The following is a 25,616-nucleotide window of genomic DNA, read 5'->3' on the forward strand; positions in this document are numbered from 1 at the left end:
GTCGCCGCGACCGGCCGAATAGGGGACTGTCAGTCGCGGCCCGTATTCTCTGTGACCATGCTCGACGACCGCCAGACAGCCGCACCATGGCCGACCGCCTACCCCCAGGGGTACGCGGTCGTCGACGTGGAGACCACCGGACTCGCCCGCGACGACCGGATAGTGTCCGCCGCCGTCTACCGGCTGGACGCCCTGGGCAATGTCGAGGACCACTGGTACACGCTGGTCAACCCGGAGCGGGACCCCGGTCCCGTCTGGATCCACGGGCTGACGAGTGACGTCCTGGAAGGCGCGCCGCTCTTCCCGGAGGTGGCCGCCGAGCTGTCGGCGCGGCTCGCGGACCGGGTGCTCGTCGCGCACAACGCGGCGTTCGACTGGTCGATGATCGCCCGGGAGTACGCACGGGCCTCGGTGATCGCCCCGGTGGAGCACCGGCTGTGCACGATCGCGCTGGCCAAGGAGCTGCGGCTGCCGCTGCCCAACCACAAGCTGGCCTCCCTGGCCGCGCACTTCGGGGTCGTACAGCAGCAGGCCCACCACGCCCTGGACGACGCCCGCGTGCTGGCCGAGGCGTTCCGGCCGAGTCTGCACGCGGCGGCCCGGGGCGGGGTGCGGCTCCCGTTGCTGGAGTGCCGGCCGCTGACCGAGTGGTCCGACTCCCCCGTCGCCCCGCGCGTCGGGTATCAGCCCTCGCGGCAGCAGAACAGCTGGCGGCCCTCGCGCAAACGGCCGGCCTGCCCGTATCCCAATCCGGGTCGGTACACGAAGGAGAAGCCGCTCCAGCAGGGGATGCGGGTGGCGTTCTCCGGGGACACCTCGATCGACCGGGAGCTGCTGGAGGACCGGGCGGTGGAGGCCGGTCTGCATGTGGCGACCAGCGTGTCCCGGCTGACCAGCCTGCTGGTGACCAACGACCCGGACGCGGCCACCTCCAAGACGCAGAAGGCGAAGTCGTTCGGCACGCCGATCCTGGAGGAGAGCGCCTTCACCCATCTGCTGCGGGATGTGGCCCCGGCCGAGGGGGCAGCGCTGCCGCACCAGGCGCCCCCGCCGTCACCGGAGGGAATCCCGTCATCGGAGTGAACCGGGCACGACTCGCCCGGCAGCCGCTCGCCTGCCGGCCGCCGGGCGTCCCACCCTGTGGCGCATGGCACGTTGTGAGGTTTGCGGAAACGACTACGGCATGTCGTTCGAGGTGCACGCGCAGGGCGCGGTGCACGTCTTCGACTGCTTCTCCTGCGCCATCCACCGCATGGCGCCGATCTGCGAGCACTGCCGGGTCCAGGTGATCGGGCAGGGCGTCGAGGTGGAGGGGCACTGGTACTGCGGCGCCCACTGCGCCCGCGCCGAAGGGAGGGCGGGCATCGTGGACAAAGTGTGACGGAACGTCTCGTTGTCGGGTCGTCCCGGCAGCACCCCTGAGTGCCGCACCCCATGACCCCGGTTGTACGGTCATGGGGTGTACCGCTTCCTGTTGACCCGGCAGTGGGTGATCCTCACCCTTCTCGGCCTCGTGCTGATCCCGACGATGATCGAGCTGGGTTTCTGGCAGTTCCACCGGCACGAGCACCGGGTCGAGCAGAACGGGCTGATCTCGCGGAACCTCGACGCGCAGCCGGTCCCGGTGGCCGACCTCACCACTCCCGGGCACACGGTGCCGCGCGCCGACTACTGGCGGGCGGTCACCGCGACCGGCACCTTCGACACCGAGCACGAGGTGGTCGTCCGCCGCCGGACCTCGGACGACGACCGCATCGGCGTCCATGTCCTGACCCCGCTGGACCTCCGGGACGGCGGCACCGTCCTGATCAACCGGGGCTGGGTCCCCGCCGCGCCGAACCAGACCGCGTTTCCCGACGTGCCGCCCGCTCCCCGGGGCGAAGTGACCGTCACCGGCCGCCTCAAGGCCGACGAGACGACCGGCAGCAGCGGGATCAAGGACCTCGCGGGACTGCCGGACCGGCAGGTGATGCTGATCAACAGCGACCAGCAGTCCCAGCTGCTGTCCCGGACGGTCCTCGGCGGATACATCGAGCAGACCGCTCCCGAGCCGACGGGTGATCTGCCCGAGCAGATCGCCTCCCCCGACGACAGCTCGATCGGTCCGCACATGGCCTACGCCGTCCAGTGGTGGCTGTTCGTCGCCGCGGTCCCGGTCGGCTGGCTGATTCTCGTACGCCGTGAGAAGCGCGACCGGGAGCAGGCCGCGGCCGAGAACGCCGCGGTGGACGCCCCCGAGCAGCCCGAACCGGCGAGCGCCTGAGGGCTCCGGCGCCCTCCCAAACAAGTTGGCTGGTTGACAACGGCCTGGTTCGGGAAAACGCCAGGCGTGACCCCACGCATTGAGGACTACGCCCTGATCGGCGATCTCCAGACCGCCGCGCTCGTCGGCAGGAACGGTTCTGTCGACTGGCTCTGCCTGCCCCGCTTCGACTCCGGAGCCTGCTTCGCCGCCCTGCTCGGCACCGAGGAGAACGGCCACTGGCGCATCGCACCCCAGGGCGTCGGCGCCTCCGACACCTGCACCCGGCGCGGCTACGTGGGTGACTCCCTGGTCCTGGAGACGTACTGGCAGACGCGGACCGGCACGGTGAAGGTCATCGACTTCATGCCGCAGCGCGACAAGTCGCCGGACCTGATGCGGATCGTCGAGGGCGTCAGCGGCACCGTGGACATGAGCTCGGTGCTGCGGCTGCGCTTCGACTTCGGTTCGGTGGTGCCCTGGGTGCGGCGTTCGCACGGCCACCGGGTCGCGGTCGCGGGCCCCGACTCCGTCTGGCTGCGCAGCGAGCCGCCGGTCAAGACCTGGGGCCAGCAGTACAGCACCTGCTCCTCGTTCACCGTCAGCGAGGGCGAGAGCGTGGCGTTCGTGCTGACCTGGCACCCCTCGCACTCGGCGCGGCCGAAGCTGATCGACCCGCACAAGGCGCTGAAGCACACGCTGCACGACTGGGCGAAGTGGACCGGGCGGTGCACCTACACGGGCCCCTACCGGGACGCCGTCCTGCGCTCGCTGATCACCCTGAAGGCACTGACGTACGCCCCGACCGGCGGCATCGTCGCGGCCCCGACGACCTCCCTGCCGGAGGAGATCGGCGGCGTACGGAACTGGGACTACCGCTTCTGCTGGCTGCGGGACGCCACCTTGACCCTCGGGGCGATGGTCTCGGCCGGCTATCTGGAGGAGGCGGCGGCCTGGCGGGACTGGCTGCTGCGGGCCGTCGCCGGGGACCCGGCCGACCTCCAGATCATGTACGGGCTGGCGGGCGAGCGCCGGCTCCCCGAGATGGAGCTGCCCTGGCTCGCCGGGTACGAGAACTCCCGGCCGGTGCGCACCGGCAACGCGGCCGTGCGCCAACGCCAGCTCGATGTCTACGGCGAGGTCATCGACGCTCTCCGGCTGGCCCGCGTCGCCGGCCTCGGCGACAAGCCGCACGCCTGGAACCTCCAGCTCAGCCTGCTCGGCTTCCTGGAGTCGACCTGGCGCGAGCCGGACGAGGGGCTGTGGGAGATCCGCGGTGCGCGGCGGCACTTCGTGCACTCCAAGGTGATGGCCTGGGTCGCCGCCGACCGGGCGGTGCGCTCGCTGGAGGACGACCCGGAGCTGCCCGGCGACGCCGACCGCTGGCGGGCGATGCGGGACGCCGTGCACGCCGAGGTCTGCGAGAAGGGGTACGACCCCGTGCGGAACACCTTCACCCAGTCCTACGGGTCGCGGGAGCTGGACGCCTCGACGCTGCTCATCGTGCGGACCGGGTTCCTGCCGCCGGACGACCCCCGGGTGATCGGCACGGTCGACGCGGTCCGCGACGAGCTGGGCAGCGACGGCCTGGTCCGCCGTTACAGCACCGAGAGCGCCTCCGTGGACGGACTTCCGGGCGGCGAGGGGGCGTTCATCGTCTGCTCGTTCTGGCTGGTCGACGCGTTGCAGCGGACCGGCAGGCCGGAGGAGGCGCGGGTCCTGTTCGAACGGCTGCTGGAACTGCGCAACGACCTCGGGCTGCTGGCCGAGGAGTACGACGTCACGGCGGGGCGGCAGCTGGGCAACTTCCCCCAGGCGTTCAGCCATATCGGACTGGTGAACTCCGCTGTCGACCTCGCCGGTGAGGACCCGGCAGGATAGGGCCATGGATCTTGGACTGAAGGACCGCGTCTACATCGTCACCGGAGCGACCCGGGGCCTCGGCAACGCCACGGCCCGTTCGCTGGCCGCCGACGGCGCGAAAGTGATCATCACCGGCCGGGACGGCAAGGCCGCCGCCGAGGCCGCCGCCGAACTGGGCCCGGACGCGGTCGGGATCGCCGCCGACAACGCCGACCCGAGCGCCGCCCAGCGCCTGGTGGACACGGCGCGGGAGAGTTTCGGGCGGCTCGACGGCATCCTCATCAGCGTCGGCGGGCCGGCCCCCGGCTTCCTCGCGGACAACACGGACGACCAGTGGCAGACGGCGTTCGAGACCGTGTTCCTGGGATCGGTGCGGCTCGCCCGGACGGCGGCCGCCGCGCTCGGCGAGGGCGGGGTGATCGGCTTCGTGCTCTCCGGATCGGTCCACGAGCCGATCGCCGGGCTGTCCATCTCCAACGGGCTGCGCCCCGGCCTCGCCGGATTCGCCAAGTCGCTGGCCAACGAGCTGGGCCCGCGCGGCATCCGGGTCGTGGGCGTGCTGCCCGCCCGGATCGACACCGACCGGATCCGCGAGCTGGACGCCCTGTCCGGCGACGCGGAGGCCGCCCGCGCCGCGCACGAGGCGCGGATCCCGCTGCGGCGCTACGGGACGCCCGAGGAGTTCGGGAAGACAGCGGCCTTCCTGCTCTCCCCCGCCGCCTCCTACCTCACGGGGATCATGGTCCCGGTGGACGGCGGATCACGGCACGGGTTCTGACCGGGCCGGGTTACCGTACCGCCGCCGCCCGCTCCGTACGCCCACGGGCCGTCAGGACACCCGCTCCGCGCGGTGCTTGACGGCCTTCAGGCGCACCTCGGCGGGAAGTTCGTCCAGACCGGCCGAGTCCCTGGCGTGCGCCAGCGCCCCGTCGGCCACCGCGTTCAGCGTCCCGAGCGGGGCGGCGTGCGGTTCCATCAGGAGCCGGAGCCGGGCCCGGGGCGCGGTGCGGCGGCCGGTCAGCATCGCCTGGGCGCGGGCCACTCCGTCCAGGTCGCTCGTCTCCCCGGCGAGCACGTTCTCCAGGGCCCGGCCCCGCAGCTGTGCCCCCTCGCCGTCGCCGCTGTCCACCAGCACGTCGGCGAGCCGGCCGCGGCGGAGCTGGGCGAGGAGCCACCACAGGGCGAGGACCACGAGGACCGCGAGGACGGCGATCACCGTCGGCCACCACCAGCCCTCGTCGCGCCAGCGCTGCCGGCCGGCCACGCTGAGCAGCACGTCGTTCTTGCCGTCCCAGGGCCACCAGGACGGCACGGACGCGCCGAGACCGGCGGCGAGCACGGCTCCGCCGACGAGGAGGAGCACCAGTCCGGCCAGGGCCAGCAGGACCCGGTTGACGGTGGAGCGCATGCGGCTCATCCCTTCTTCGCCGGACGGCTGACCCGGACCGAGAGACCCGGCGGTTTGGCCAGGCCCAGTTCCTGGACGGCGGTGCCCAGCACGGTGTTCAGGTCGGTCGACACGTCGTCGAGTTCCCGGAAGTGCGAGAGCGCGCGCACCTTCGCCTTCCGCCGTCCCATCGCGACCCGCACGGACTGCACGCCGGACACTTCCACGGCCCGGTCCCGCAGGACCAGTGCGGCGGCGGTGCGGTCGAGTCCGGCCCGGACGTCGGCGCGGTCGCGGCGCATCGGCAGCAGGTCGCGCAGTCCGGGGGTGAGGGCCAACAGGATCAGCCAGAGGCCGATCGCCGCGGCCACCGCGGCGCCGACGAGCACCGGGACGTCGTCCAGATGCCGTTCGGCCAGGCCGTCGGCGAGGGAGCGGCGCCACTGCATGGCCGGATGGTCGGCGCGTACGGCGGCGATGTCGTAGAGCAGCAGTCCGGCCGCGCCCAGGAGCACGAGGGCCAGCAGGGCGGCCGGGACCCGGCGCGCGGACCAGAAGCGGCCCGCCCTGCCGTCGCCCTGTTCCAGGGTGGGGACCGGAGCGGAGCCGTCGGCCGACGCGTCCGGAGCCTGCGGGGGCGCGTCGCCCCCGCGCTGCTCCACGGTGGGCATCCGCCGGGTGGAGCCGGTCGGTTCACCGGGTTCGGTCATCGGATCCTCCCCTGTGCGGCGGCGCTCGCGCCGACCGGGTGAAGCCGTTCGACCTGCACGGCCACTTCGGGTACGTCCATGCCTGCCAGCGCCTTGACGCGCTGGACGACCCGGCGACGTACGGCACCGCACTGACGGCCGATGTCGCAGGGATAGCCCAGCTCCAGGCTGACCCGGACCCGGGCGGCGTCGCGGTGCACCGTGACGGTGGCACGCGGCGACGCCCCGTCCTCGGGCGGGGCGTCGACCGCCTCCTTCGCCGCCTGGGCGGCGATCTTGGCGACGACCCGGTCGGCGATCCGGGTCTCGCCCCGTTCCGCGGCGGCGACCCGGCCGGTCACCGCCGTCACCGTCGCCGGTCGCCGCGCTCGCGACTCCGGAAGAAGTCGCCGGGCTCCAGATCACCGTCCAGGAATCGGCCGGCGATGAAGCCGATCGCGCCCAGCGCGGCCACCAGTACGAAGGCTCCGAACCCGCCGAAATATCCGGCGAATCCGAGTGCCATGCCGGCCAACAGGCCGGCGACAGCCATGCTCATCGTGTTCTCTCCTCAACTGCCGTGCGACGGAGATGCGAAAGGGTCACTGGACCCGCTGCTCGGGCTCGTCCTCGTCGTCCTCCTCGTCGGGCAGCTTGACGTCGCTGACCGCGATGTTGACTTCGACGACCTCGAGGCCGGTCATGCGCTCCACCGCGGCGACGACGTTCTCGCGCACGTCGCGGGCCACGTCGGAGATGGACACGCCGTAGTCGACGACGATCTCCAGGTCCAGGGCCGCCTGGGACTCACCGACCTCGGCCTTCACGCCGCGGGTGACGGACTTGCCGCCGCCGGGAACCCGGTCGCGGACGGCGCCGAACGTCCGCGACAGACCGCTGCCCATCGCGTGGACGCCGACCACGTCGCGGGCCGCCATCCCGGCGATCTTCTCGACGACGCCGTCGGCGATGGTGGTACGGCCCCGGGTGCCGGGGTCGCCACCGCCGCGCTTGCCGAGGGTCTTGTCGCCCGGACCGCTGTCGGGGTTGTTGCGCTGGGAGGTGTCAGTCATCGCCGCTCTTCCCTTCGGGGCAGGGTTGGGACTTCCTTGCCCACGTTAAGTGCGCTTTCCCCATCCCGCGCCGTGGATGCGGCAGGGTGGGGCAATGACAACGGCGCGGGGCCCGCAGAGGGTCGACGGATGGACCGCTGCGGTACGACAACGGCTGGGCCTGGGCAGGCTGCTGCCGCTGGGCGGCCCCGCGGACGGCGCGTGGATCGCGGAGACGGCCGCCGCCTCGGTGCTGCGCGGGGCGGCGGCCCGTCCCGGGACGGTGCTGGGGAAGCTGCGGATCGGCCCGGCCACGGAGGCGACGGCGGACGGGGAGGTTCCGGGGGCCTCATCGGAGCCGGGGGCGCCCCCGGCTCCGCCGAGCGCGCTGCCGCCGGGTCCGCTGCGGATCGAGGCGGAGTTCTCGGCCGCCCCGGACCGGCCGCTGCCCGCCGCCGCGGCGGCCCTGCGTGCGGCGCTCCTCACGGCGGCCGCCGCCCGGCTGGGTCTGGAGATCGCCGAGGTGGACCTGACGGTGACGGCATTGCTGGAGGACGGTGCGGCCGATCAGGTGACGGCGCCCGCGCCGGTCGCGGCGCGTCCGGGCGTGGAGCCGGAGGGTCCGGTGGCCGCGGCGGCGGCCGGGACGCCGGGCGTCGTCTCGCTGACCCGGGTCTTGGGCAGCCCGGTGCACACCACGGGCGAGCACGTACGGGTCGAGGTGGCGACGGCCGGGGACCACCGGGCGCTGGATGTGGCCCGGTCGGTGCGCACGGCGGTGGCGGCGGCCACGGAGGGCACGCTGCCGGTGTCGGTGCTGGTCACGGATGTGGTGGGGCCGGATGCGGTGGGGCCCGACGTGGTGCGGCCGGACGTCGTGGGGACGGACGTGGTGCGGCCGGGCTCCGGCGGCTGAGCCCGGACGCCGGCGAACCCGTGGGAGGCCCGCCGGCCGGTGGCCCCTCGTGGGGTGTCAGTCGGTGATGCCCGCCAGGTCGCGGAGCCGGCGGCTCTGGGCGGCCCGCTCGGCGACACGCTGCTGCTCGAGGTCGCGCGAGAGCGCGCCGCCGAGCAGTGCCTTGGTCTCGATGACGGCGTCGCGGGGGGCGGCCACCAGGGCGGCGGCGAGGTCGCGGGCCGCCGCGTCGAGCTGGTCGGCGGGGACCACGAGGTTGGCGAGACTGGTGCGTTCGGCCTCCTCGGCGTGCACGAAGCGGCCGGTGGCGCAGATTTCGAGCGCGCGGGCATACCCCACGAGGTGCACCAGGGGGTGGGTGCCCGTGAGGTCGGGAACGAGGCCGAGGCTGGTCTCGCGCATGGCGAACTGCACATCCTCGGCGACGATCCGCAGATCGCAGGCGAGGGCGAGCTGGAAGCCGGCGCCGATGGCATGGCCCTGGACCGTCGCGATCGAGACGAGGTCGTTGCGGCGCCACCAGGTGAACGCCTCCTGGTACTCGGCGATGATCGCGTCGAGCTCGGCCTCCGGGCCGCGCGCCATGTCGAGGAACGACGGCTCGCCGTCGAAGCCCTCGGGAGTGAAGGCCTGCCGGTCGAGGCCCGCGGAGAAGGACTTGCCCTCGCCGCGGAGCACCACGACCCGCACCGTGCCGGGCAGCGCCCGTCCGACCTCGGTCAACGCCCGCCACAGAGCGGGAGACTGAGCGTTGCGCTTGGCCGGGTTGGTGAGCGTCACCGTGGCGACGGCATCGTCGACGGTGAGCCGTACGCCGTCCTTGTCGAGCACAGTGTCGAGCGAGGTCATGGGGAGCCTCCGGATGGGGTGCAGTCAGCACTCGGAATTAAGTGACTGAACAGTAACCACCCGGACGACCTTGCGGTCAGCCGGGTGGTCACCCCGAATTCCGTTGGGCCCGCATGACGCCGAAGACGCCGAGAACTCAGAGGCCTCAGGCCGAAGCGGCCTTCTTGCCTCGTGTCGCGCCGCCGCGTCCCCGCAGCGTCACTCCGGACTCACTGAGCATCCGGTGGACGAACCCGTAGGAGCGGCCGGTTTCCTCGGCCAGCGCCCGGATGCTCGCACCGGAGTCGTACTTCTTCTTCAGGTCTGCCGCGAGCTTGTCACGCGCGGCGCCGGTTACCCGGCTGCCCTTCTTCAGAGTCTCGGCCACCCGTGCCTCCTCGTGGGAAGTGCGCTCTGGACTCTCATGATCACCCCTCCCGCGCTTCCTGGCCACCCATTCGGCAAGGTCGGTGCGAGCGGTTTCCCGGACGAGAAGCGCTTCGACACGAGCGGAATCCCTGATTCCAGCGGGCGCAGGCGGGCGCTCGGCCCGGACCGGCAGGAGAACAGGCAGGTCAGGGCCGTACGGGGAACGGCGGCCGGAAAAGGGGCGCACGGCGGGTCAGCGCCGGGCGCACCACCGGAGTACGAGACGTTCTCACGCAGATGATGGATCACGCGTAGGCCGAATGATCTATCCCCGGTGGATCAGGCGAGGGCGACGAGGTCGCGGTAGTCCGCGCCCCACAGGTCCTCGACGCCGTCCGGGAGCAGGATGATCCGCTCCGGCTGGAGCGCCTCGACGGCGCCCTCGTCGTGGGTGACGAGGACGACCGCGCCCTTGTAGGTGCGCAGCGCGCCGAGGATCTCCTCGCGGCTGGCGGGGTCGAGGTTGTTCGTCGGCTCGTCGAGCAGGAGCACGTTGGCGGAGGAGACGACCAGGGTCGCGAGGGCGAGCCGGGTCTTCTCACCGCCGGAGAGGACTCCGGCCGGCTTGTCGACGTCGTCGCCGGAGAAGAGGAAGGAACCGAGCGTCTTGCGGACCGCGACGAGGTCGAGGTCGGGCGCGGCGGAGCGCATGTTCTCCAGGACCGTGCGCTCCGGGTCGAGAGTCTCGTGCTCCTGGGCGTAATAGCCGAGCTTGAGCCCGTGGCCCTCGATGATCTGGCCGGTGTCGGGCTTCTCGGCGCCGCCGAGCAGGCGCAGCAGCGTGGTCTTGCCGGCGCCGTTGAGGCCGAGGATGACGACGCGGGAGCCCTTGTCGATGGCGAGGTCGACGTCGGTGAAGATCTCCAGCGATCCGTACGACTTGGAGAGGCCCTCCGCCATCAGCGGGGTCTTGCCGCAGGGCGAGGGGTCGGGGAAGCGCAGCTTGGCGACCTTGTCGGAGACCCGTACGGCCTCCAGGCCCGAGAGCAGTCGGTCGGCCCGCTTGGCCATGTTCTGCGCGGCGACGGTCTTGGTGGCCTTGGCGCGCATCTTGTCGGCCTGCGCGTTGAGGGTCGCGGCCTTCTTCTCAGCGTTCTGGCGCTCGCGCTTGCGACGCTTCTCGTCGGCCTCGCGCTGCTGCTGGTAGAGCTTCCAGCCCATGTTGTAGACATCGATCTGGGAGCGGTTGGCGTCGAGGTAGAACACCTTGTTGACGACCGTCTCGACCAGTTCGACATCGTGGGAGATCACGATGAAGCCGCCGCGGTAGGACTTGAGGTAGTCGCGCAGCCAGACGATGGAGTCGGCGTCCAGGTGGTTGGTCGGCTCGTCCAGGAGCAGGGTGTCGGCGTCCGAGAAGAGGATCCGGGCCAGCTCGACCCGGCGGCGCTGACCACCGGAGAGCGTGTGCAGGGGCTGGCCGAGCACCCGGTCGGGCAGGCTGAGCGCGGCGGCGATGGTGGCGGCCTCGGCCTCGGCGGCGTACCCGCCCTTGGTGAGGAACTCCGTCTCCAGGCGCTCGTACTTCTTCATCGCCTTCTCGCGGGTGGCGCCCTGGCCGTTCGCCATCCGGTCCTCGTTCTCGCGCATCTTGCGCAGGATCGCGTCGAGACCGCGGGCGGAGAGGATGCGGTCGCGGGCGAGGATCTCGAGGTCGCCGGTGCGCGGGTCCTGCGGGAGGTAGCCCACCTCGCCGGACTTGGTGATGGTGCCCCCGGCGGGGGTGCCTTCGCCCGCGAGGCACTTGGTGAGGGTGGTCTTGCCCGCTCCGTTGCGGCCGACGAGGCCGATGCGGTCGCCCTTGGCGATACGGAAGGAGGCGGACTCGATGAGAATGCGGGCGCCGGCGCGCAGCTCGATGCCGGTAGCGGTGATCACGGAAAAACTCCAGGGCAGTTTGGACGGCGGAGGGACGAGGGCGGAGGTCTCTCGACGCCGCTAATGCACAAGGAGGAAGGCCATAGGGCCCATTCTACTGGCGCTGCGCAACTTCTTTTCCGCGTGCCCGGTGGGACGAACCATCCGATACTCGGCGCAGGGCGGCACCTCGCCGCCCGGCCGAGCCCGAGGGTGGTGCGACCGTGCAGTTCGACGACGACGCCGATCTGGACACGTCCGAGGTCCAGGATGTCCGCGGCAGCCGGATCCCGGGCGGGAGGGCCACCGTGGGCGGCGGCATCGCCGGGGTGATCGCCCTGATCCTGGGCCTGCTCTTCGGCGTCGGGCCCGATCAGCTCGGGCTCACCTCCGACGGGGCGGACCCGGCGGCGACCTCGTCGTCGGCCGGGCAGGTGCAGGAGAGCTGCCTGAAGGGGCAGGACGCGAACAGCCGGGAGGACTGCCGGACGGTGGCGGTGGTCAACAGCGTGCAGGACTTCTGGCGTCAGGAGTTCGAGCGGCGCGACGCCTCCTACACGGGCGCCCGGACGGTGCTGTTCAGCCAGCAGGTGGGCACCGCGTGCGGGGCCGCCACCTCGGCGGTCGGGCCCTTCTACTGCCCCGGCGACCGCAAGGTCTATCTGGACCTCGGGTTCTTCGACGACCTGCGGACGAAGTTCGGCTCCAGCGGCGGGCCGTTCGCCCAGGCGTACGTCGTGGCGCACGAGTACGGCCACCATGTGCAGAACCAGATGGGCACGCTGAGCCGGTCGCAGGACGGGCGGCAGGGCGAGAACAGCAACGCGGTGAAGGTGGAACTGCAGGCCGACTGCTACGCCGGGGTCTGGGCGCACCACGCGACGACGACGCCGGACGAGTCGACCGGCCGGCCGCTGATCACGGAGCTGACCCGGGCGGACGTCCGGGACGGCCTGGACGCGGCGGCGGCGGTCGGCGACGACCGGATCCAGGAGCGGTACCAGGGCCGGGTCACCCCGGAGTCGTGGACGCACGGTTCGGCCGCACAGCGGCAGCAGTGGTTCTCCACCGGGTTCCGCACGGGCGATGTGGCCCAGTGCAACACCTTCGCCTGAAGGAATCCCGCCTGACCTGCGGAAACCCTTCTCGGGCGAGCGTTGTCAGTGGCGGGTGGAAGACTGAGACGCAGATCACATCAGGGTGATCCGGACAGCAGGGCGCGGCACCAGGAGAGGTGAGGGCGATGGCAGGCGCGGCGAGCGGTGTTCCCACGATCTACCCGACGGTTCTGTACGACGACGCGAAGGCCGCGATCAGGACGCTCACACAGGGCCTCGGCTTCACCGAGGAGGCGGTCTACGAGGGGGAGAACGGCAGTGTGCTGCATGCCGAGCTGTCCTTGGGCAACGGCAGGGTGATGCTCGGTTCCAAGGGGCGCGAGGGCGTGTTCGCGCAGGCGATGGCGGGCGCGGGCCCGGCGGGGGTGTACGTGGTGGTGGACGAGGTGGACGAGCACTACGCCCGTGCGAAGGAGTTCGGCGTGGAGATCCTGATGGAGCCGACCGACCAGGACTACGGCTCCCGGGACTACATGGCGCGGGACGCCGAGGGCAATGTGTGGAGCTTCGGGACGTACGCCCCGGGGTCCGGCTGAGCGGCCCCCGGGGGCGGGCGCGGGGCCACGGGGTGCGGTCGGCGCGGTCGGCCCCCGGGGCGGGCGGGCTCAGGCTCCGCCGGTGTGCACCTGGAAGGCGGCCCGGCGGACCGCCTTGGCCAGGGCCGGGTCCGGGTGGGCGGCGGCCAGGGCGACCAGGACCTGGACCGTGCGGGGGTGGCCGACGGCCCTGACCTCGTCGAGCAGGGCCGGGACGGTGCCCTGGACGGCGGAGTCGAGGTGGCGCACCAGCAGCCCGGTCTCGCCGTGGTCGGCGACGGCGGCGGCGGTGTCGACCCAGAGCCAGGTGGCCTCCTCGCGGCTGAGGACGTCCTGGGCGTCGTCCGGGTCGTTGCCCTCGTACTCGGCGAGCCAGAGCAGCGCGTAGGGCCGCAGCGAGGGTTCGGTGAGCACGGCGCGGACCTCGGGTTCGGCCGGTGCGCCGACGACCCGGAGTGCCTCGAAGGCCAGTCCGCGCAGCAGCGCGTCCTCGCCCCGGGCGACGGCCAGGAGTTCGGCAACGGCGCTGCCGACAGTGCGGGCGGCAAGCCAGGCGCGGTATTCGTCACGGGCCGGGCCGGGGGTGAGGCGGGCACAGCCCAGCAGCATGTCGGCGGCGGACTGCTCGATGTTCCCGGCGGGGCTCTGGGCGGCGACGCAGATCTGCTCGAGTTTGACCCAGACCGCCCAGTTCCCGAGCGGGGTCAGGGTGGCCTGCCCTTTCCCGAGGGTCAGCGCCCCCACGGCGGCCAGCCCCTCCAGGGCCCAGTCCAGCAGCAGGGCGTTGAGGTCGGCGCTCCGGGCGGGAACGGGAGCGGGCGCTGCTCTGCCGGGTCCCAGAGGCACTTCGCAGCGCTCCTCCTGGAGCTCGGCGACCCGCTGACCGAGAAGGTCCAGCAACGCGGGGACCGTGACGGGGCCCGCCGACAGCTGAAGAAGAGAAAGCACCTGAGGCACGGCCTCGACGGCTTCGGCGACGGCGCCCGCCTCGATGCCCTCGGGCGCGGCATGGACGAGCGACCAGGCATCGAACAACGCCACCCAGCCACGGAGCACAGCGGAATCGTCACGGTCCCAGGCCCGCAGCCGCCAGCCGGGCCGCGCGGTCCCGCCATGCAACTCGATGAGACCGGCCAGCCGGGCCCGGTCCCAGCCCGTGCGGACCTGCGCCGGAGAGAGCTCCAGAGCGGTGGCCGCCCGTTCGAGGGCATGGGCCGCGAGCGGGGCGGCGGTGCCCGGACCCGGAGTACCGGCCGCCCAGTGGGCGATGCGTACGGCTTCGGCGAGCACCCCCCTGGCCTGGCGGGCCAGTTCCGTGCGGGGCGGGGTGCCCTCGGGGGGCCGGGGAGCCGGCCTGGTGCGCCGGGTGGTCACGGCCTTGCGGGCGGTGGCAAGGGGTCGCGGGCGGACAAGTCGCAGCCTGGAGTCGCGCGGAGTACGGGACGTCACGGGAGCAGTCTTGCCCCTGTCGGCCCGAAAGCCCAAACGGAAGGCCTTTCACCGGTACGTGAAAGGTTCTCCCGGTGCGGCGCAAGCGGGAGAGTTCACCCCATCGGCTCACATCAGGGGCGTGAGAAAGCGTCGCAGGGTCTCCTCGTAGCGGGCCGGATCGGCGTTCCACATCGATGCATGCGGAGCCTGCGCCACGGCATGGAGGCTGACCAGATCCGGGCGTCGGGCGGCGAGCTCGCGGGAGGGGCCCCAGGGGGCGATCGTGTCGTCCGGGCCGTGCAGGATCAGGGTCGGGGTGCGCAGGGAGGCCGCCGCGGAGGTCTCCAGCACCGGGGCGCCGCTCATCCGGGTCCTGCCCTGGGCCGCGCGGACGGCGAGCGGCAGCAGTGCGGCCGGAACGCCGCGGGCGGCGGCCAGGGCGCGCAGGGTGACCTGCCAGTCCAGCACCGGGGAGTCGAGGACGAGGCCGCTGATCCGGTCGCGGAGCGGGGATTCGACCGCGGCGTACAGGGCCATGGTGGCGCCGGTGGACCAGCCGTGGACGATCACGTTCCGGGCGCCGTTGCGCAGTGCGTGGCGGAGGGCGGCGTCGAGGTCGCGCCACTCGGCGGCGCCGAAGTGGCCGAGGCCGTCGGCGGGGCGGGGGGCTCCGTGGTCGCCCCGGTAGGCGAGGTCGAGCACGGGGAAGCGCTGTTCGCGCAGGAACGCCATCAGGTTCATCGGGTGGGCCCGGGTGGTGCCGAGGCCGTGCACGGTGATGACCCAGGTGTCGCGCGCGCCGGGGACGTACCAGGCGGGCAGGGTCCCCAGTTCGCCGGGGATCTCGACCTCCTGATGGTCGAGGCCCAGGTCGCCGGCCGGGTCGCCGCCGTACAGCGCGGGGGTGAGCCGGACCTTCATGCCCGGTTCGAGGAGCCCCTGGCCGACGCTCTCCAGCCTGCGGACGACGGTGTCGGCGGCCGGGGACGCCCCTTCGACGACGGGTCCGACGACCGCGTGGACGCCGGGGCCGGCCAGCCCGTAGACGCCGGGCCGGAGCGCCGAGAGGGAGCGGGTCAGGGTGACCTGTCCGGCCGCCGTGGCGTGCACGGTGAGTCGGCGGTCGGCGGGGAGGGGACGTCCGGGCGCCGCCTTGAGGGCGACGTCGCTGGCGTACCGGCCGGCCGCGACCGCTGCCGCGCCGACGCCGAGGATCGAGGTGACGGCCGCTGCCGTCGCGGTTACCGGGCGCACCGCTTCAGTGTCGTGGGGCGGGAGACGGACGGCCAGTGGGCGGGGGCCGTCCGGGGCGGAGGGGGCGGGGCCACGGGCCCGGGGCCGGAAGCTGGGAGCCGGGGCCGGGAGCCGGGAGCCGGGATCCAGGGCCGGGAGCCGGGGCCGGGAGCCGGGAGCCGGGATCCAGGGCCGGGAGCCGGGGCCGGGAGCCGGGAGCCGGGATCCAGGGCCGGGAGCCGGGGCCCCGGGGCTCGGTCCGGCGGTTCCGGGCGCGGCTGGGGAGCCGGGAGCGGTTGGGGAGCCCGGAGCGGCGATGTGCGGGCGCACGGTCAGCCGGGCTGGCCGTATCCCTTGAGCGCTTCGGTCACTTCGTCCAGCTGGGCCGCGTCGAGCAGGGCCGGGGTGCGGCCGGGCACGGAGCTCGCGGTGAGCCAGAGGCGGCACAGCCACTCCAGTTGGGCGGTGCGCTCGTAGGCCTGGTCGAGCGTGTCGCCGTAGGTGACGGTGCCGTGGTTGGCGAGCAGGCAGCCGGTGCGGCCCCGGAGGGCCCCGAGCATGGACTCGGCCAGTTCCGGGGTGCCGTAGCGGGCGTAGGCGGCGGTGCGGACGGGGCCGCCGAGAACGGCCGCCGCGTAGTGGACCAGCGGCACCTCGGTGACGAGGGTGGAGACGGCGGTGGCGTGCACCGCGTGGGTGTGGACCACGGCGGCGGCGTCGGTGCGGCGGTAGACCGCCAGGTGGAGCGGGAGTTCGCTGGTGGGCCGGAGGTCTCCGAGCACCTGGCGGCCGTCCAGGTCGACGCCGACCGCGTCATGGGGTCCGAGCCGGTCGTAGGGCACCCCGCTGGGCGTCACCAGAACCAGGTCGCCGACGCGGGCCGACACATTGCCCGAGGTGCCGACGACCAGGCCGTCGGCCGCGCTGCGGCGGGCCGTCGCGACGACGTCCCGCCAGGTCTCTCCGACAGATTCCGGGTGCTGCTCGCTCATGGGGCGAGCGTAGGTGTGAAGGCGCGCAACCGGAACGTCACACAGGGAGTGACGGGGATCTCTTCCGGGTGCCGAACGGCCGGTCAAAATGTTCGCCAACGGGCGGCAAAGGGCAGTCCACGCCGCACCCCACGAGCATCGCGCGGCCTCTCCCGCACACAAGCGGAAGGAGGTCACTCCGCTTGGGGTCACCGCAACGCCCTGCCCAGTTCATCTTCCGTTCACTCAGGTTGCCTACGGTCCACGAGCCACTGCCGTCGAACGATTGCCTGGGTAAATGGAACACATCACGCTGCTGCTTGCGATTGTGGTCGTAACAGCTCTCGTGTTCGATTTCACGAACGGTTTCCACGACACCGCCAACGCGATGGCTACCACCATCTCGACCGGCGCCCTGAAGCCCAAGACAGCGGTGGCGATGTCCGCCGTTCTCAACCTGATCGGCGCGTTCCTGTCGGTGGAGGTCGCCAAGACGATCTCCGGCGGGATCGTCAATGAGGACGGTCTCAGAACCGAGGTCATCTTCGCGGCGCTCGTCGGCGCCATCCTGTGGAATCTCCTGACCTGGCTGGTCGGACTGCCCTCCAGTTCCTCCCACGCCCTGTTCGGCGGTCTGATCGGCGCCGCGGTCATGTCGGCCGGCTGGTCCTCGATCAACGGCGGCACCGTCGTCACCAAGGTGCTGCTCCCGGCGATCGCCGCCCCGCTGGTGGCCGGGCTCGCCGCGATGCTGGCCACGCGGCTGACGTACCGGATCAACCGGAAGGTCACCGACGAGAACCAGCTGAAGTCGACGGCCAAGGGCTACCGGGCCGGACAGATCGCCTCCGCCGGTCTCGTCTCGCTCGCCCACGGCACCAACGACGCCCAGAAGACGATGGGCATCATCACCCTGGCCCTGGTCACCGGCGGCGTCCTCGCCCCCGGCTCCAACCCGCCGCTGTGGGTCATCGTCTCCGCCGGCATCGCCATCGCGCTCGGCACCTACCTCGGCGGCTGGCGCATCATCCGCACCATGGGCAGCGGCCTGACCGAGCTCAAGCCGCCGCAGGGCTTCGCCGCCCAGACCAGTGCGGCGACCGTCATCCTGGCCTCCTCGCACCTCGGCTTCTCGCTCTCCACCACGCAGTCCTGCTCCGGCGCCGTGATGGGCGCGGGCCTCGGCCGCAAGGGGGGCGTGGTCCGCTGGTCGACCGCCACCCGGATGTTCATCGCCTGGGGTCTGACGCTGCCGGCCGCGGGTCTGGTCGGCGCGGGCGCCGAGTTCCTGACCAAGCAGGGCACCTGGGGCATCACCGTCACCGCGATCCTGCTGGTGGGCGGCTCCTTCGCGATCTGGCTGGCCTCGCGCCGGCAGCCGGTCGACCACAACAACGTCAACGACACGGCCGGCGGTGACGACGAGCCCCAGGGCATCGTCACCACCGCCATCGCCGCGGTGTCGCCGCCGCCCGTCGGCGGTCCGGCCTCCGACCTCATGACCACCATCCCGGCCCCGGCCTCGGCGCCCGACGACCCGGCCCGGCCGCCGGCCAAGGTGTAAGGACAGATCCGCATGAAAATCGACTGGGCAGCTCTCGCCTCCGTCTTCGGTGTCAGTCTCGTGGTCACCATCGCGCTGGTCGGCCTCTTCACCGTGGGCATCGTCGCCCTCTCCAAGCAGTCCGCCACGGCCGGAAGCAGCGCCTCCGGCGGATCGGTCGCGCTGGCGCGCACCGGCGCGTACGCCTGCTTCGCGCTGTGCCTGGCGGCCGTCTCGTACGGGATCTATCTGATCGTCGCCTGACCCCGTATCCCCGCACTCCCTCGGGCCGGACACACCTCGTGTGTCCGGCCCGATGTGCGTCTGCGCACAGTGGAGCCCCGTAGGTCAACAGCAAGTTGACGGCTGTTCTCGCAGCGTGGTGGACTGCCGGAGCCATTTACGGCGACAGCAGAGGAAGCCGGTGCGAATCCGGCGCGGTCCCGCCACTGTCACCGGGGAGCACTCCCCCACACCGGACGTCACGGCCCGCGATACGCGGGCTGGAAGGCCGGGGGAACTGCGGATCCGGAAGCCAGGAGACTCTCGTCGCCGGTCACGTCGAACCAGGGCGCGGACCCTGAGTGAGGACCTACACCATGCCCGGCCGCCCTGCGCCGCCTTCCCTGACCCCCCGAACAGGCCCCGGTGCCGGAACGCCCTCTCCCACGACGGGCTGAGCCGTGCGTGCCGACCGCATCTTCGCGTACGGCGCCACGGCCGGGCTGATCGCCGACGCACTGCTCGGCGACCCCCGGCGCGGCCACCCCGTCGCCGGCTTCGGCCGCGCCGCCGCGCGGGCCGAGTCGCTCCTGTGGCGTGACGACCGGGGCGCGGGCGCCCTGCACACCCTCGTGTGCGCCGGAGGCGCCGTGGGGGCCGCCGCGCTGGCGGCCCGCGCCGTCCGGGGACGCCCCGCGCTCGCCGTCGCGCTGACCGCCGCCACCGCCTGGTCCGTCGTCGGCGGTACGTCGCTGGGCCGGGAGGCCCGCGCCGTCGGCGGTGCGCTGGTGGCCGGGGACCTGGCGGCGGCCCGGCAGCGGCTGCCGCATCTGTGCGGGCGCGATCCGCACTCCCTGGACGGTCCCGGGATCGCCCGCGCGGTCGTCGAGTCCGTCGCCGAGAACACCTCGGACGCCGTCGTCGGCGCGCTGGTGTGGGGCGCGATCGGCGGAGTGCCGGGGCTCGTCGGATTCCGGGCCGTGAACACGCTCGACGCGATGGTCGGCCACAAGTCGCCCCGCTACCGCCGTTACGGCTGGGCCTCGGCCCGCCTGGACGACCTCGCGGGGTGGCCCGGCGCCCGGCTGACGGCCGCGCTGGCCGTGGCGGCGGGCGGGCGGCCCCGGGAGGCCGCCCGCGCCTGGAAGGCCGACGCGGAACGTCACCCGAGCCCGAACGCGGGGCCGGTGGAGGCCGCGTTCGCGGGGGCGCTCGGCGTACGGCTGGGCGGAACGCTGGCGTACGCGGGGCGCGTCGAGCACCGGCCGGTGCTCAACGGGGCGGCCGGGCGGGACGTACGGAGCACGGACATCGAGCGCGCGGTACGGCTGTCGCGCCGGGTGAGCGTCCTGGCCCTCGGTGTGTGCGTGGCGGGCCGGACGGTCGCGGGGCGGCTGGCCACGGGGCGGAAGCGGGGGCGGTCATGAACGGTCCGGCACGGAGCGCGGTACGGGAACGGGAGCGGGCATGAGCGGCGGGCTGCTGGTCGCGGGGACCACATCGGACGCGGGCAAGAGCGTCGTCACGGCGGGCATCTGCCGGTGGCTGGTGCGCCGGGGCGTGAAGGTCGCGCCGTTCAAGGCCCAGAACATGTCCCTGAACTCCTTCGTGACCCGGGAGGGCGCGGAGATCGGGCGGGCCCAGGCGATGCAGGCGCAGGCCGCCCGGGTGGAACCGACGGCCCTGATGAACCCGGTGCTGCTGAAACCCGGCAGCGACCGGTCCAGCCAGGTGGTCCTGATGGGGAAGCCGGTCGGCGAGATGAGCGCCCGGGGGTATCACGGGGGGCGTCAGGAGGCGCTGCTCGGGACGGTGACGGACTGTCTGGAGCAGCTGCGGGCCACGTACGACGCGGTGATCTGTGAGGGGGCCGGGTCCCCCGCCGAGATCAATCTGCGGCGCACCGACATCGTGAACATGGGGATCGCGCGCGCCGCGCGGTTTCCCGTACTGGTGGTCGGGGACATCGACCGGGGCGGGGTCTTCGCGTCGTTCTTCGGGACCACGGCGCTGCTGAGTCCCGAGGACCAGTCGCTGGTCGCGGGCTATCTGGTGAACAAGTTCCGGGGCGATGTCTCGCTGCTGGAGCCGGGCCTGGACATGCTGTACGGGCTGACCGGGCGGCGGACATACGGGGTGCTGCCGTACGCCCACGGGCTCGGCATCGACGAGGAGGACGGCCTGCGGGTGTCCCTGCGGGGTGCGGTGCGGGAGTCGGTCGTGGCTCCCCCGCAAGGTGAGGACGTCCTGCGGGTGGCGGTCTGCGCGGTCCCGCTGATGTCGAACTTCACGGACGTGGACGCGCTGGCCGCCGAACCGGGCGTCGTCGTGCGGTTCGTGGACCGGGCGGAGGAGCTGGCCGACGCGGACCTGGTGATCGTGCCCGGGACGCGCGGCACGGTGAAGGCGCTGGCCTGGCTGCGGGAGCGGGGGCTCGCGGACGCGCTGGCACGGCGGGCGGCGGAGGGCCGGCCGGTGCTGGGGATCTGCGGCGGGTTCCAGGTGCTCGGTGAGCGGATCGAGGACGAGGTGGAGTCGCGGGCCGGGGTCGTGGACGGGCTCGGGTTGCTGCCGGTGCGGGTGCGCTTCGACCGGGCCAAGACGCTGGCGCGGCCGGTCGGTTCGGCGCTGGGCGAGCCGGTGGAGGGGTATGAGATCCACCACGGGGTGGCCGATGTGCGGGGCGGGGAGCCGTTCCTCGACGGGTGCCGGGTGGGGGCGGTGTGGGGGACGCACTGGCACGGGTCGCTGGAGAGCGACGGGTTCCGGCGGCGGTTCCTGGTGGAGGTGGCCCGCGCCGCGGGGCGGCGGTTCGTGCCGGCGCCGGACACGAGTTTCGGGGTGCTGCGGGAGGAGCAGCTGGATCGGCTGGGGGATCTGGTGGAGGAGCACGCGGACACGGAGGGGTTGTGGCGGTTGATCGAGGGGGGTGCGCCGGGGGGGTTGCCGTTCGTGCCGCCGGGGGCGCCGTCCGCGGTGGCGGGGGTGGGCGCTGGTGCGGCGGGCAGCCGGGGCGCTGACGCGACGCCCCAAGGGCTTGAATTCGCCGGGTCCGCTGAGTCAACGGACGAGGGGCTTGAGACGGGCCGGTCCGCTGGCGCGACGCCCCAGGGGCTTGATTTCGCCGGGTCCGCCGGGTCAAGGGACGGGGGGCTTGAGACGGGACGGTCCGCTGACGCGACGCCCCAAGGGCTTGATGTGGGCGGACACCCAGAAGCTGATGTTCATGTCGCCCAGGAGGCCAAGTGAGTACGCCGTATCCCTTCACCGCGATCGTCGGGCAGGACGACCTGCGGCTCGGGTTGTTGCTGAACGCGGTCAGTCCGGCTGTCGGCGGGGTGCTCGTGCGGGGGGAGAAGGGGACCGCCAAGTCCACCGCCGTCCGCGCGCTGGCCGCGCTCGTGCCCGAGGTTCCGGTCGTGCCGGGGTGCCGGTTCTCCTGTGACCCGGTCTCCCCCGACCCGGCGTGTCCCGACGGGCCGCACGCGGTGACGGGCGGGGTGTCGCGGGCCGCGCGGACCGTGGAGTTGCCCGTCGGCGCGTCCGAGGACCGGCTCGTGGGGGCGCTGGACATCGAGCGGGCGCTCTCGGAGGGCGTGAAGGCGTTCGAGCCGGGGCTGCTGGCCGACGCGCACCGCGGGATCCTCTACGTCGACGAGGTCAACCTGCTCCACGACCACCTGGTGGACCTGCTGCTGGACGCGGCGGCCATGGGCGCCTCGTACGTCGAGCGCGAGGGTGTCTCCGTACGGCATGCGGCGCGGTTCCTGCTGGTCGGGACGATGAACCCGGAAGAGGGCGAGCTGCGGCCGCAGTTGCTGGACCGGTTCGGGCTGACCGTCGAGGTAGCCGCGTCCCGGGAGACCGACGAGCGGGTGGAGGTCGTGCGGCGCAGGCTCGCCTACGACGACGACCCCGAGGGATTCGCCGCGCGCTGGGCCGAGGAGGAGTCCGCTCTGCGGGAGCGCATCGCCGCCGCGCGTGTCCTGCTGCCCCGTGTCGTGCTGGGCGACGGCGTGTTGCGGCAGATCGCCGCGACCTGCGCCGCGTTCGAGGTCGACGGGATGCGGGCCGACATCGTGATGGCGCGTACCGGCACCGCGCTCGCCGCCTGGGCGGGGCGCGAGGAGGTCACCGCCGACGATGTCCGGCAGGCCGCGCTGCTGGCGCTCCCCCACCGGCGTCGCCGTAACCCCTTCGACGCGCCGGGCCTGGACGAGGACAAGCTGGACCAGACCCTGGACGAGGCCGCCGGGGACCAGGGGCGGAGCGACGGGGGGTCGAACGACGGCGATCCCGATCCTGATCCCGATCCCGATCCTGATCCTGATCCTGATCCCGATCCCGATGGGGGTGGGAACGACGACGGCGGTGGTGGGGGCGGTGGCGTGCCGCCGCAGGCCGATGGCGACCGCACTCCGCCGGCCTCGGAGGGCGGCGACACGCCGTCCGGGGCCCCCGAGGACGGACCCGACGCGCCCGGCCGGTCCGCCGGGGCCGAGCAGCAGCCGGTGGCGTCCGCCGAGCCGTTCCGTACGAAGATGCTCAGCGTGCCGGGGCTGGGCGAGGGGGCTGCCGGGCGGCGCTCCCGGGCCCGTACCGAGCACGGGCGTACGACCGGCGCGCGTCGGCCGCAGGGTGCGCTGACCAAGCTGCATCTGGCCGCCACCGTGCAGGCCGCCGCCCCGCACCAGCGGGCGCGCGGGCGTTCCGGGCGCGGGCTCGTGGTGCGCCGGGACGATCTGCGGCAGGCGACCCGGGAGGGGCGGGAGGGCAACCTCGTGCTGTTCGTCGTGGACGCCTCCGGGTCGATGGCGGCCCGGCAGCGGATGAGCGCGGTCAAGGGGGCCGTGCTGTCGCTGCTGCTCGACGCCTACCAGCGGCGGGACAAGGTCGGCCTGGTCACCTTCCGGGGCAAGGAGGCGCAGGTGGCGCTGCCGCCGACCTCCTCCGTGGACGCGGCGGCTTCCCGTCTGGAGTCGCTGCCCACCGGGGGGCGCACCCCGCTCGCCGCCGGGCTGCTCAAGGCCCATGACGTGCTGCGGGTGGAGCGGCTGCGCGATCCCTCGCGGCGGCCGCTGCTCGTCGTGGTGACGGACGGCCGGGCGACCGGCGGTCCCGAGCCGGTGGCGCTCGCGGGACGGGCCGGCCGGCTGCACCGCTCCGAGGGGACGGCCTCGGTCGTCGTGGACTGCGAGTCGGGGTACGTACGCCTCGGTCTCGCCGGGGAACTCGCCCGGGAACTGGGAGGCACCGCCGTCACGCTCGACGAGCTGCGGGCCGACTCGATCGCCGGGCTCGTCAAGAATGTCACCGCAACCGGGAGGGCCGCTTAATGCCACAGGGACAGCCGACATCGGTGCCGGACGACGGGCTCACCACCCGTCAGCGGCGCAACCGCCCGCTCCTGTTCGTCCACACGGGCATCGGGAAGGGCAAGTCGACAGCGGCGTTCGGGCTCGCACTGCGGGCCTGGAACCAGGGCTGGCCGATCGGGGTGTTCCAGTTCGTGAAGTCGGCGAAGTGGAAGGTCGGCGAGGAGAAGGCGCTGAAGGTACTGGGCGCGAGCGGCGAGGGCGGCACCGTCGACTGGCACAAGATGGGCGAGGGCTGGTCCTGGGTCCAGCGCGACGGTCAGCTCGACAACGAGGAGAAGGCCCGCGAGGGCTGGGAGCAGGTCAAGCGCGACCTGGCGGCCGAGACGTACAAGCTGTACGTGCTCGATGAGTTCGCCTATCCGATGCACTGGGGCTGGATCGACACCGACGAGGTCGTCGAGGTGATGCGGAACCGGCCCGGCACCCAGCATGTGGTGATCACCGGCCGCAACGCGCCCGACAGGCTCGTCGAGGCGGCCGACCTGGTGACCGACATGTCGAAGGTCAAGCACCCGATGGACGCGGGGCAGAAGGGACAGAGGGGCATCGAGTGGTGAACGTCCCTCGCCTGGTCATCGCCGCTCCGGCCTCCAACAGCGGCAAGACCACCGTCGCCACCGGCCTGATGGCCGCCTTCGCCTCGCGCGGGCTCGCCGTCTCGCCGCACAAGGTGGGCCCGGACTACATCGACCCGGGCTACCACTCGCTGGCGACGGGGCGTCCCGGCCGCAACCTCGACGCGTACATGTGCGGGACGGATCTCATCGCCCCGCTGTTCGCGCACGGGTCCGCCGGGTGCGACCTCGCCGTGGTCGAGGGCGTGATGGGACTGTACGACGGCGCCTCGGGGCAGGGGGAGCTGGCGTCGACCGCGCAGGTCGCGAAGCTGCTCAAGGCCCCCGTGGTGCTGGTGGTGGACGCCTCGTCGCAGTCCCGGTCGGTGGCGGCCCTGGTGCACGGCTTCGCCTCCTGGGACCCGCAGGTGCGGATCGGCGGGGTGATCCTGAACAAGGTGGCGTCCGACCGGCACGAGGCGCTCCTGCGGGACGCGTTGGACGAGTCGGGCCTGCCGGTGCTCGGCGTGCTGCGCCGGGCCCCGGAGGTGGCCACGCCCTCGCGTCATCTGGGTCTGGTCCCGGTGGCCGAGCGGCAGGGCGACGCGGTGGACGCCGTGGCGGCGATGGGCGAGCGGGTGCGCGCCGGGTGCGATCTGGACGCGCTGATGGCGCTGGCCCGGACCTCGCCGGCGCTGCCGGACGAGGCGTGGGAGCCGCCTACGGCCCCGGCGGCGGGACCGGAGAGGCCCGTCGTCGCCGTGGCGGGCGGGGCGGCGTTCACCTTCGCGTACGCGGAGCACACCGAGTTGCTGACGGCGGCCGGTGCGGAGGTCGTGGTCTTCGACCCGCTGCGGGACGAGAAGCTGCCGGTCGGCACGGCGGGGCTCGTGATCGGCGGCGGGTTCCCGGAGATGTACGCCCCCGAGCTGTCGGCGAACGATCCGCTGCGCCGGGCGGTGACGGAGCTGGCCCTGAGCGGCGCCCCGGTGGCGGCCGAGTGCGCGGGGCTGCTGTATCTGGCGCGGGAGCTGGACGGGCGGCCGATGTGCGGGGTGCTGGACGCCGAGGCCCGGATGTCGGACCGGCTCACGCTCGGCTACCGGCAGGCGGTGGCGGTCTCGGACAGTGCGCTGGCGGTGGCGGGGACCCGGATGCGCGGCCACGAGTTCCACCGCACGGTGCTGGAGCCGGCGGCGGGGACCACACCGGCCTGGGGGATGCACCAGCCGGAGCGGCGGGTCGAGGGGTACGTCCAGCGGGGCGTGCACGCGAGCTATCTGCACACCCACTGGGCCGCGTCGCCCGGGGTGGCCCGGCGGTTCGTCGAGCACTGCGGGGCGCGGTGAGCCGCTCTCCCGGGGGCG

The 25,616-nt window shown here is 73.1% G+C and carries 26 protein-coding genes and 1 riboswitch; of the genes, 15 read left to right on the top strand and 11 right to left on the bottom strand.

Annotation, left to right across the window (positions count from 1 at the left end; genetic code table 11):
- Nucleotides 1-51 precede the first annotated feature (51 nt).
- From ACH4UK_RS00200 to ACH4UK_RS00220, 5 genes are all read left to right on the top strand, one after another.
- A complete protein-coding gene (locus ACH4UK_RS00200) occupies nt 52-1,083 on the top strand; it encodes a DEDDh family exonuclease (RefSeq protein ID WP_398353830.1) in 1,032 nt (343 codons plus the stop codon).
- Between the two features lie 64 nt (nt 1,084-1,147).
- Nucleotides 1,148-1,381 (top strand): hypothetical protein, encoded by a 234-nt coding sequence (locus ACH4UK_RS00205; protein ID WP_328909420.1) that lies wholly within the window; start codon nt 1,148-1,150, stop codon nt 1,379-1,381.
- A 78-nt stretch (nt 1,382-1,459) separates the two neighbouring features.
- Nucleotides 1,460-2,263, top strand: coding sequence for an SURF1 family protein (locus ACH4UK_RS00210; protein WP_398353831.1), 804 nt, complete (start codon nt 1,460-1,462; stop codon nt 2,261-2,263).
- Between the two features lie 66 nt (nt 2,264-2,329).
- A complete protein-coding gene (locus ACH4UK_RS00215; RefSeq protein ID WP_398353832.1) occupies nt 2,330-4,123 on the top strand; it encodes a glycoside hydrolase family 15 protein in 1,794 nt (597 codons plus the stop codon).
- Between the two features lie 4 nt (nt 4,124-4,127).
- Nucleotides 4,128-4,883 carry an SDR family oxidoreductase gene (locus ACH4UK_RS00220; protein WP_398353833.1) on the top strand — a complete coding sequence of 252 codons (756 nt, stop codon included), beginning with the start codon at nt 4,128-4,130 and terminating at the stop codon, nt 4,881-4,883.
- A gap of 51 nt (nt 4,884-4,934) precedes the next feature.
- On the opposite strand, the gene amaP is transcribed toward ACH4UK_RS00220, so the two are convergent.
- From amaP to ACH4UK_RS00245, 5 genes are read right to left on the bottom strand one after another with little or no spacing between them, the layout of a single operon-like run.
- On the bottom strand, nt 4,935-5,513 hold the full coding sequence (gene amaP / locus ACH4UK_RS00225; RefSeq protein WP_398353834.1) for an alkaline shock response membrane anchor protein AmaP: 579 nt from the start codon (nt 5,511-5,513) through the stop codon (nt 4,935-4,937).
- A gap of 5 nt (nt 5,514-5,518) precedes the next feature.
- On the bottom strand, nt 5,519-6,202 hold the full coding sequence (locus ACH4UK_RS00230; RefSeq protein WP_398353835.1) for a DUF6286 domain-containing protein: 684 nt from the start codon (nt 6,200-6,202) through the stop codon (nt 5,519-5,521).
- Nucleotides 6,199-6,552: a hypothetical protein gene (locus ACH4UK_RS00235; protein ID WP_398353836.1), complete on the bottom strand. Its 354-nt coding sequence runs from the start codon at nt 6,550-6,552 to the stop codon at nt 6,199-6,201. The genes ACH4UK_RS00230 and ACH4UK_RS00235 overlap by 4 nt, the downstream gene beginning before the upstream one ends.
- Nucleotides 6,549-6,740, bottom strand: coding sequence for a hypothetical protein (locus tag ACH4UK_RS00240; RefSeq protein ID WP_006123598.1), 192 nt, complete (start codon nt 6,738-6,740; stop codon nt 6,549-6,551). Before ACH4UK_RS00240 ends, ACH4UK_RS00235 begins: the two co-directional genes overlap by 4 nt.
- A gap of 43 nt (nt 6,741-6,783) precedes the next feature.
- Complete coding sequence (locus tag ACH4UK_RS00245) at nt 6,784-7,254, bottom strand: Asp23/Gls24 family envelope stress response protein (RefSeq protein WP_398353837.1); 471 nt, start codon at nt 7,252-7,254, stop codon at nt 6,784-6,786.
- A gap of 94 nt (nt 7,255-7,348) precedes the next feature.
- Between ACH4UK_RS00245 and ACH4UK_RS00250 the strand changes: the two genes are divergently transcribed.
- Nucleotides 7,349-8,149, top strand: coding sequence for a hypothetical protein (locus tag ACH4UK_RS00250; protein ID WP_398353838.1), 801 nt, complete (start codon nt 7,349-7,351; stop codon nt 8,147-8,149).
- A 57-nt stretch (nt 8,150-8,206) separates the two neighbouring features.
- Here ACH4UK_RS00250 and ACH4UK_RS00255 read toward each other — a convergent pair whose 3' ends face one another.
- The 3 genes from ACH4UK_RS00255 to ACH4UK_RS00265 form a co-directional block, all read right to left on the bottom strand.
- A complete protein-coding gene (locus tag ACH4UK_RS00255; protein ID WP_398353839.1) occupies nt 8,207-8,998 on the bottom strand; it encodes an enoyl-CoA hydratase/isomerase family protein in 792 nt (263 codons plus the stop codon).
- Between the two features lie 145 nt (nt 8,999-9,143).
- Nucleotides 9,144-9,365, bottom strand: coding sequence for a helix-turn-helix domain-containing protein (locus ACH4UK_RS00260; RefSeq protein WP_006123601.1), 222 nt, complete (start codon nt 9,363-9,365; stop codon nt 9,144-9,146).
- Nucleotides 9,366-9,685: 320 nt separating this feature from the next.
- Nucleotides 9,686-11,284 (bottom strand): ABC-F family ATP-binding cassette domain-containing protein, encoded by a 1,599-nt coding sequence (locus ACH4UK_RS00265; RefSeq protein WP_398353840.1) that lies wholly within the window; start codon nt 11,282-11,284, stop codon nt 9,686-9,688.
- Nucleotides 11,285-11,487: 203 nt separating this feature from the next.
- Here ACH4UK_RS00265 and ACH4UK_RS00270 point away from each other — a divergent pair, with 203 nt between their 5' ends.
- Nucleotides 11,488-12,378: a neutral zinc metallopeptidase gene (locus ACH4UK_RS00270; protein WP_398353841.1), complete on the top strand. Its 891-nt coding sequence runs from the start codon at nt 11,488-11,490 to the stop codon at nt 12,376-12,378.
- A gap of 128 nt (nt 12,379-12,506) precedes the next feature.
- On the top strand, nt 12,507-12,917 hold the full coding sequence (locus ACH4UK_RS00275) for a VOC family protein (protein ID WP_398353842.1): 411 nt from the start codon (nt 12,507-12,509) through the stop codon (nt 12,915-12,917).
- 69 nt (nt 12,918-12,986) lie between these two features.
- Here ACH4UK_RS00275 and ACH4UK_RS00280 read toward each other — a convergent pair whose 3' ends face one another.
- From ACH4UK_RS00280 to ACH4UK_RS00290, 3 genes are all read right to left on the bottom strand, one after another.
- Nucleotides 12,987-14,291 carry a hypothetical protein gene (locus tag ACH4UK_RS00280; protein ID WP_398354899.1) on the bottom strand — a complete coding sequence of 435 codons (1,305 nt, stop codon included), beginning with the start codon at nt 14,289-14,291 and terminating at the stop codon, nt 12,987-12,989.
- Nucleotides 14,292-14,474: 183 nt separating this feature from the next.
- Complete coding sequence (locus ACH4UK_RS00285) at nt 14,475-15,602, bottom strand: alpha/beta hydrolase (protein WP_398353843.1); 1,128 nt, start codon at nt 15,600-15,602, stop codon at nt 14,475-14,477.
- Nucleotides 15,603-15,913: 311 nt separating this feature from the next.
- Nucleotides 15,914-16,573 carry a class II aldolase/adducin family protein gene (locus tag ACH4UK_RS00290; protein ID WP_398353844.1) on the bottom strand — a complete coding sequence of 220 codons (660 nt, stop codon included), beginning with the start codon at nt 16,571-16,573 and terminating at the stop codon, nt 15,914-15,916.
- Nucleotides 16,574-16,850: 277 nt separating this feature from the next.
- Between ACH4UK_RS00290 and ACH4UK_RS00295 the strand changes: the two genes are divergently transcribed.
- From ACH4UK_RS00295 to ACH4UK_RS00325, 7 genes are all read left to right on the top strand, one after another.
- Entirely contained in the window at nt 16,851-18,116 is a 1,266-nt protein-coding gene (locus tag ACH4UK_RS00295; protein ID WP_398353845.1) for an anion permease, read from the top strand.
- 12 nt (nt 18,117-18,128) lie between these two features.
- On the top strand, nt 18,129-18,359 hold the full coding sequence (locus tag ACH4UK_RS00300; protein WP_398353846.1) for a hypothetical protein: 231 nt from the start codon (nt 18,129-18,131) through the stop codon (nt 18,357-18,359).
- A 149-nt stretch (nt 18,360-18,508) separates the two neighbouring features.
- Nucleotides 18,509-18,641: riboswitch (cobalamin riboswitch) on the top strand.
- 137 nt (nt 18,642-18,778) lie between these two features.
- Nucleotides 18,779-19,744, top strand: coding sequence for a cobalamin biosynthesis protein (locus ACH4UK_RS00305; RefSeq protein WP_398353847.1), 966 nt, complete (start codon nt 18,779-18,781; stop codon nt 19,742-19,744).
- 40 nt (nt 19,745-19,784) lie between these two features.
- Nucleotides 19,785-21,566 (top strand): cobyric acid synthase, encoded by a 1,782-nt coding sequence (locus tag ACH4UK_RS00310; RefSeq protein ID WP_398353848.1) that lies wholly within the window; start codon nt 19,785-19,787, stop codon nt 21,564-21,566.
- Entirely contained in the window at nt 21,563-23,653 is a 2,091-nt protein-coding gene (locus ACH4UK_RS00315) for a putative cobaltochelatase (RefSeq protein ID WP_398353849.1), read from the top strand. Before ACH4UK_RS00310 ends, ACH4UK_RS00315 begins: the two co-directional genes overlap by 4 nt.
- The gene (gene cobO / locus ACH4UK_RS00320) at nt 23,653-24,252 is read left to right on the top strand and encodes a cob(I)yrinic acid a,c-diamide adenosyltransferase (RefSeq protein WP_398353850.1); all 600 of its coding nucleotides are present in this window, start codon (nt 23,653-23,655) and stop codon (nt 24,250-24,252) included. Before ACH4UK_RS00315 ends, cobO begins: the two co-directional genes overlap by 1 nt.
- Nucleotides 24,246-25,598, top strand: coding sequence for a cobyrinate a,c-diamide synthase (locus tag ACH4UK_RS00325; RefSeq protein ID WP_398353851.1), 1,353 nt, complete (start codon nt 24,246-24,248; stop codon nt 25,596-25,598). The genes cobO and ACH4UK_RS00325 overlap by 7 nt, the downstream gene beginning before the upstream one ends.
- Nucleotides 25,599-25,616: the final 18 nt, after the last annotated feature.

It is taken from the genome of Streptomyces sp. NPDC020884, from assembly GCF_044333935.1.
Classification (GTDB): domain Bacteria; phylum Actinomycetota; class Actinomycetes; order Streptomycetales; family Streptomycetaceae; genus Streptomyces.

Coding starts and splice junctions, on each gene's coding strand:
- ACH4UK_RS00205 (WP_328909420.1), top strand. CDS start 1,148: ATGGCACGTTGTGAGGTTTGCGGAAACGACTACGGCATGTCGTTCGAG.
- ACH4UK_RS00220 (WP_398353833.1), top strand. CDS start 4,128: ATGGATCTTGGACTGAAGGACCGCGTCTACATCGTCACCGGAGCGACC.
- amaP (WP_398353834.1), bottom strand. CDS start 5,513: ATGCGCTCCACCGTCAACCGGGTCCTGCTGGCCCTGGCCGGACTGGTG.
- ACH4UK_RS00230 (WP_398353835.1), bottom strand. CDS start 6,202: ATGACCGAACCCGGTGAACCGACCGGCTCCACCCGGCGGATGCCCACC.
- ACH4UK_RS00240 (WP_006123598.1), bottom strand. CDS start 6,740: ATGAGCATGGCTGTCGCCGGCCTGTTGGCCGGCATGGCACTCGGATTC.
- ACH4UK_RS00245 (WP_398353837.1), bottom strand. CDS start 7,254: ATGACTGACACCTCCCAGCGCAACAACCCCGACAGCGGTCCGGGCGAC.
- ACH4UK_RS00250 (WP_398353838.1), top strand. CDS start 7,349: ATGACAACGGCGCGGGGCCCGCAGAGGGTCGACGGATGGACCGCTGCG.
- ACH4UK_RS00255 (WP_398353839.1), bottom strand. CDS start 8,998: ATGACCTCGCTCGACACTGTGCTCGACAAGGACGGCGTACGGCTCACC.
- ACH4UK_RS00275 (WP_398353842.1), top strand. CDS start 12,507: ATGGCAGGCGCGGCGAGCGGTGTTCCCACGATCTACCCGACGGTTCTG.
- ACH4UK_RS00290 (WP_398353844.1), bottom strand. CDS start 16,573: ATGAGCGAGCAGCACCCGGAATCTGTCGGAGAGACCTGGCGGGACGTC.
- ACH4UK_RS00295 (WP_398353845.1), top strand. CDS start 16,851: ATGGAACACATCACGCTGCTGCTTGCGATTGTGGTCGTAACAGCTCTC.
- ACH4UK_RS00300 (WP_398353846.1), top strand. CDS start 18,129: ATGAAAATCGACTGGGCAGCTCTCGCCTCCGTCTTCGGTGTCAGTCTC.
- ACH4UK_RS00310 (WP_398353848.1), top strand. CDS start 19,785: ATGAGCGGCGGGCTGCTGGTCGCGGGGACCACATCGGACGCGGGCAAG.
- cobO (WP_398353850.1), top strand. CDS start 23,653: ATGCCACAGGGACAGCCGACATCGGTGCCGGACGACGGGCTCACCACC.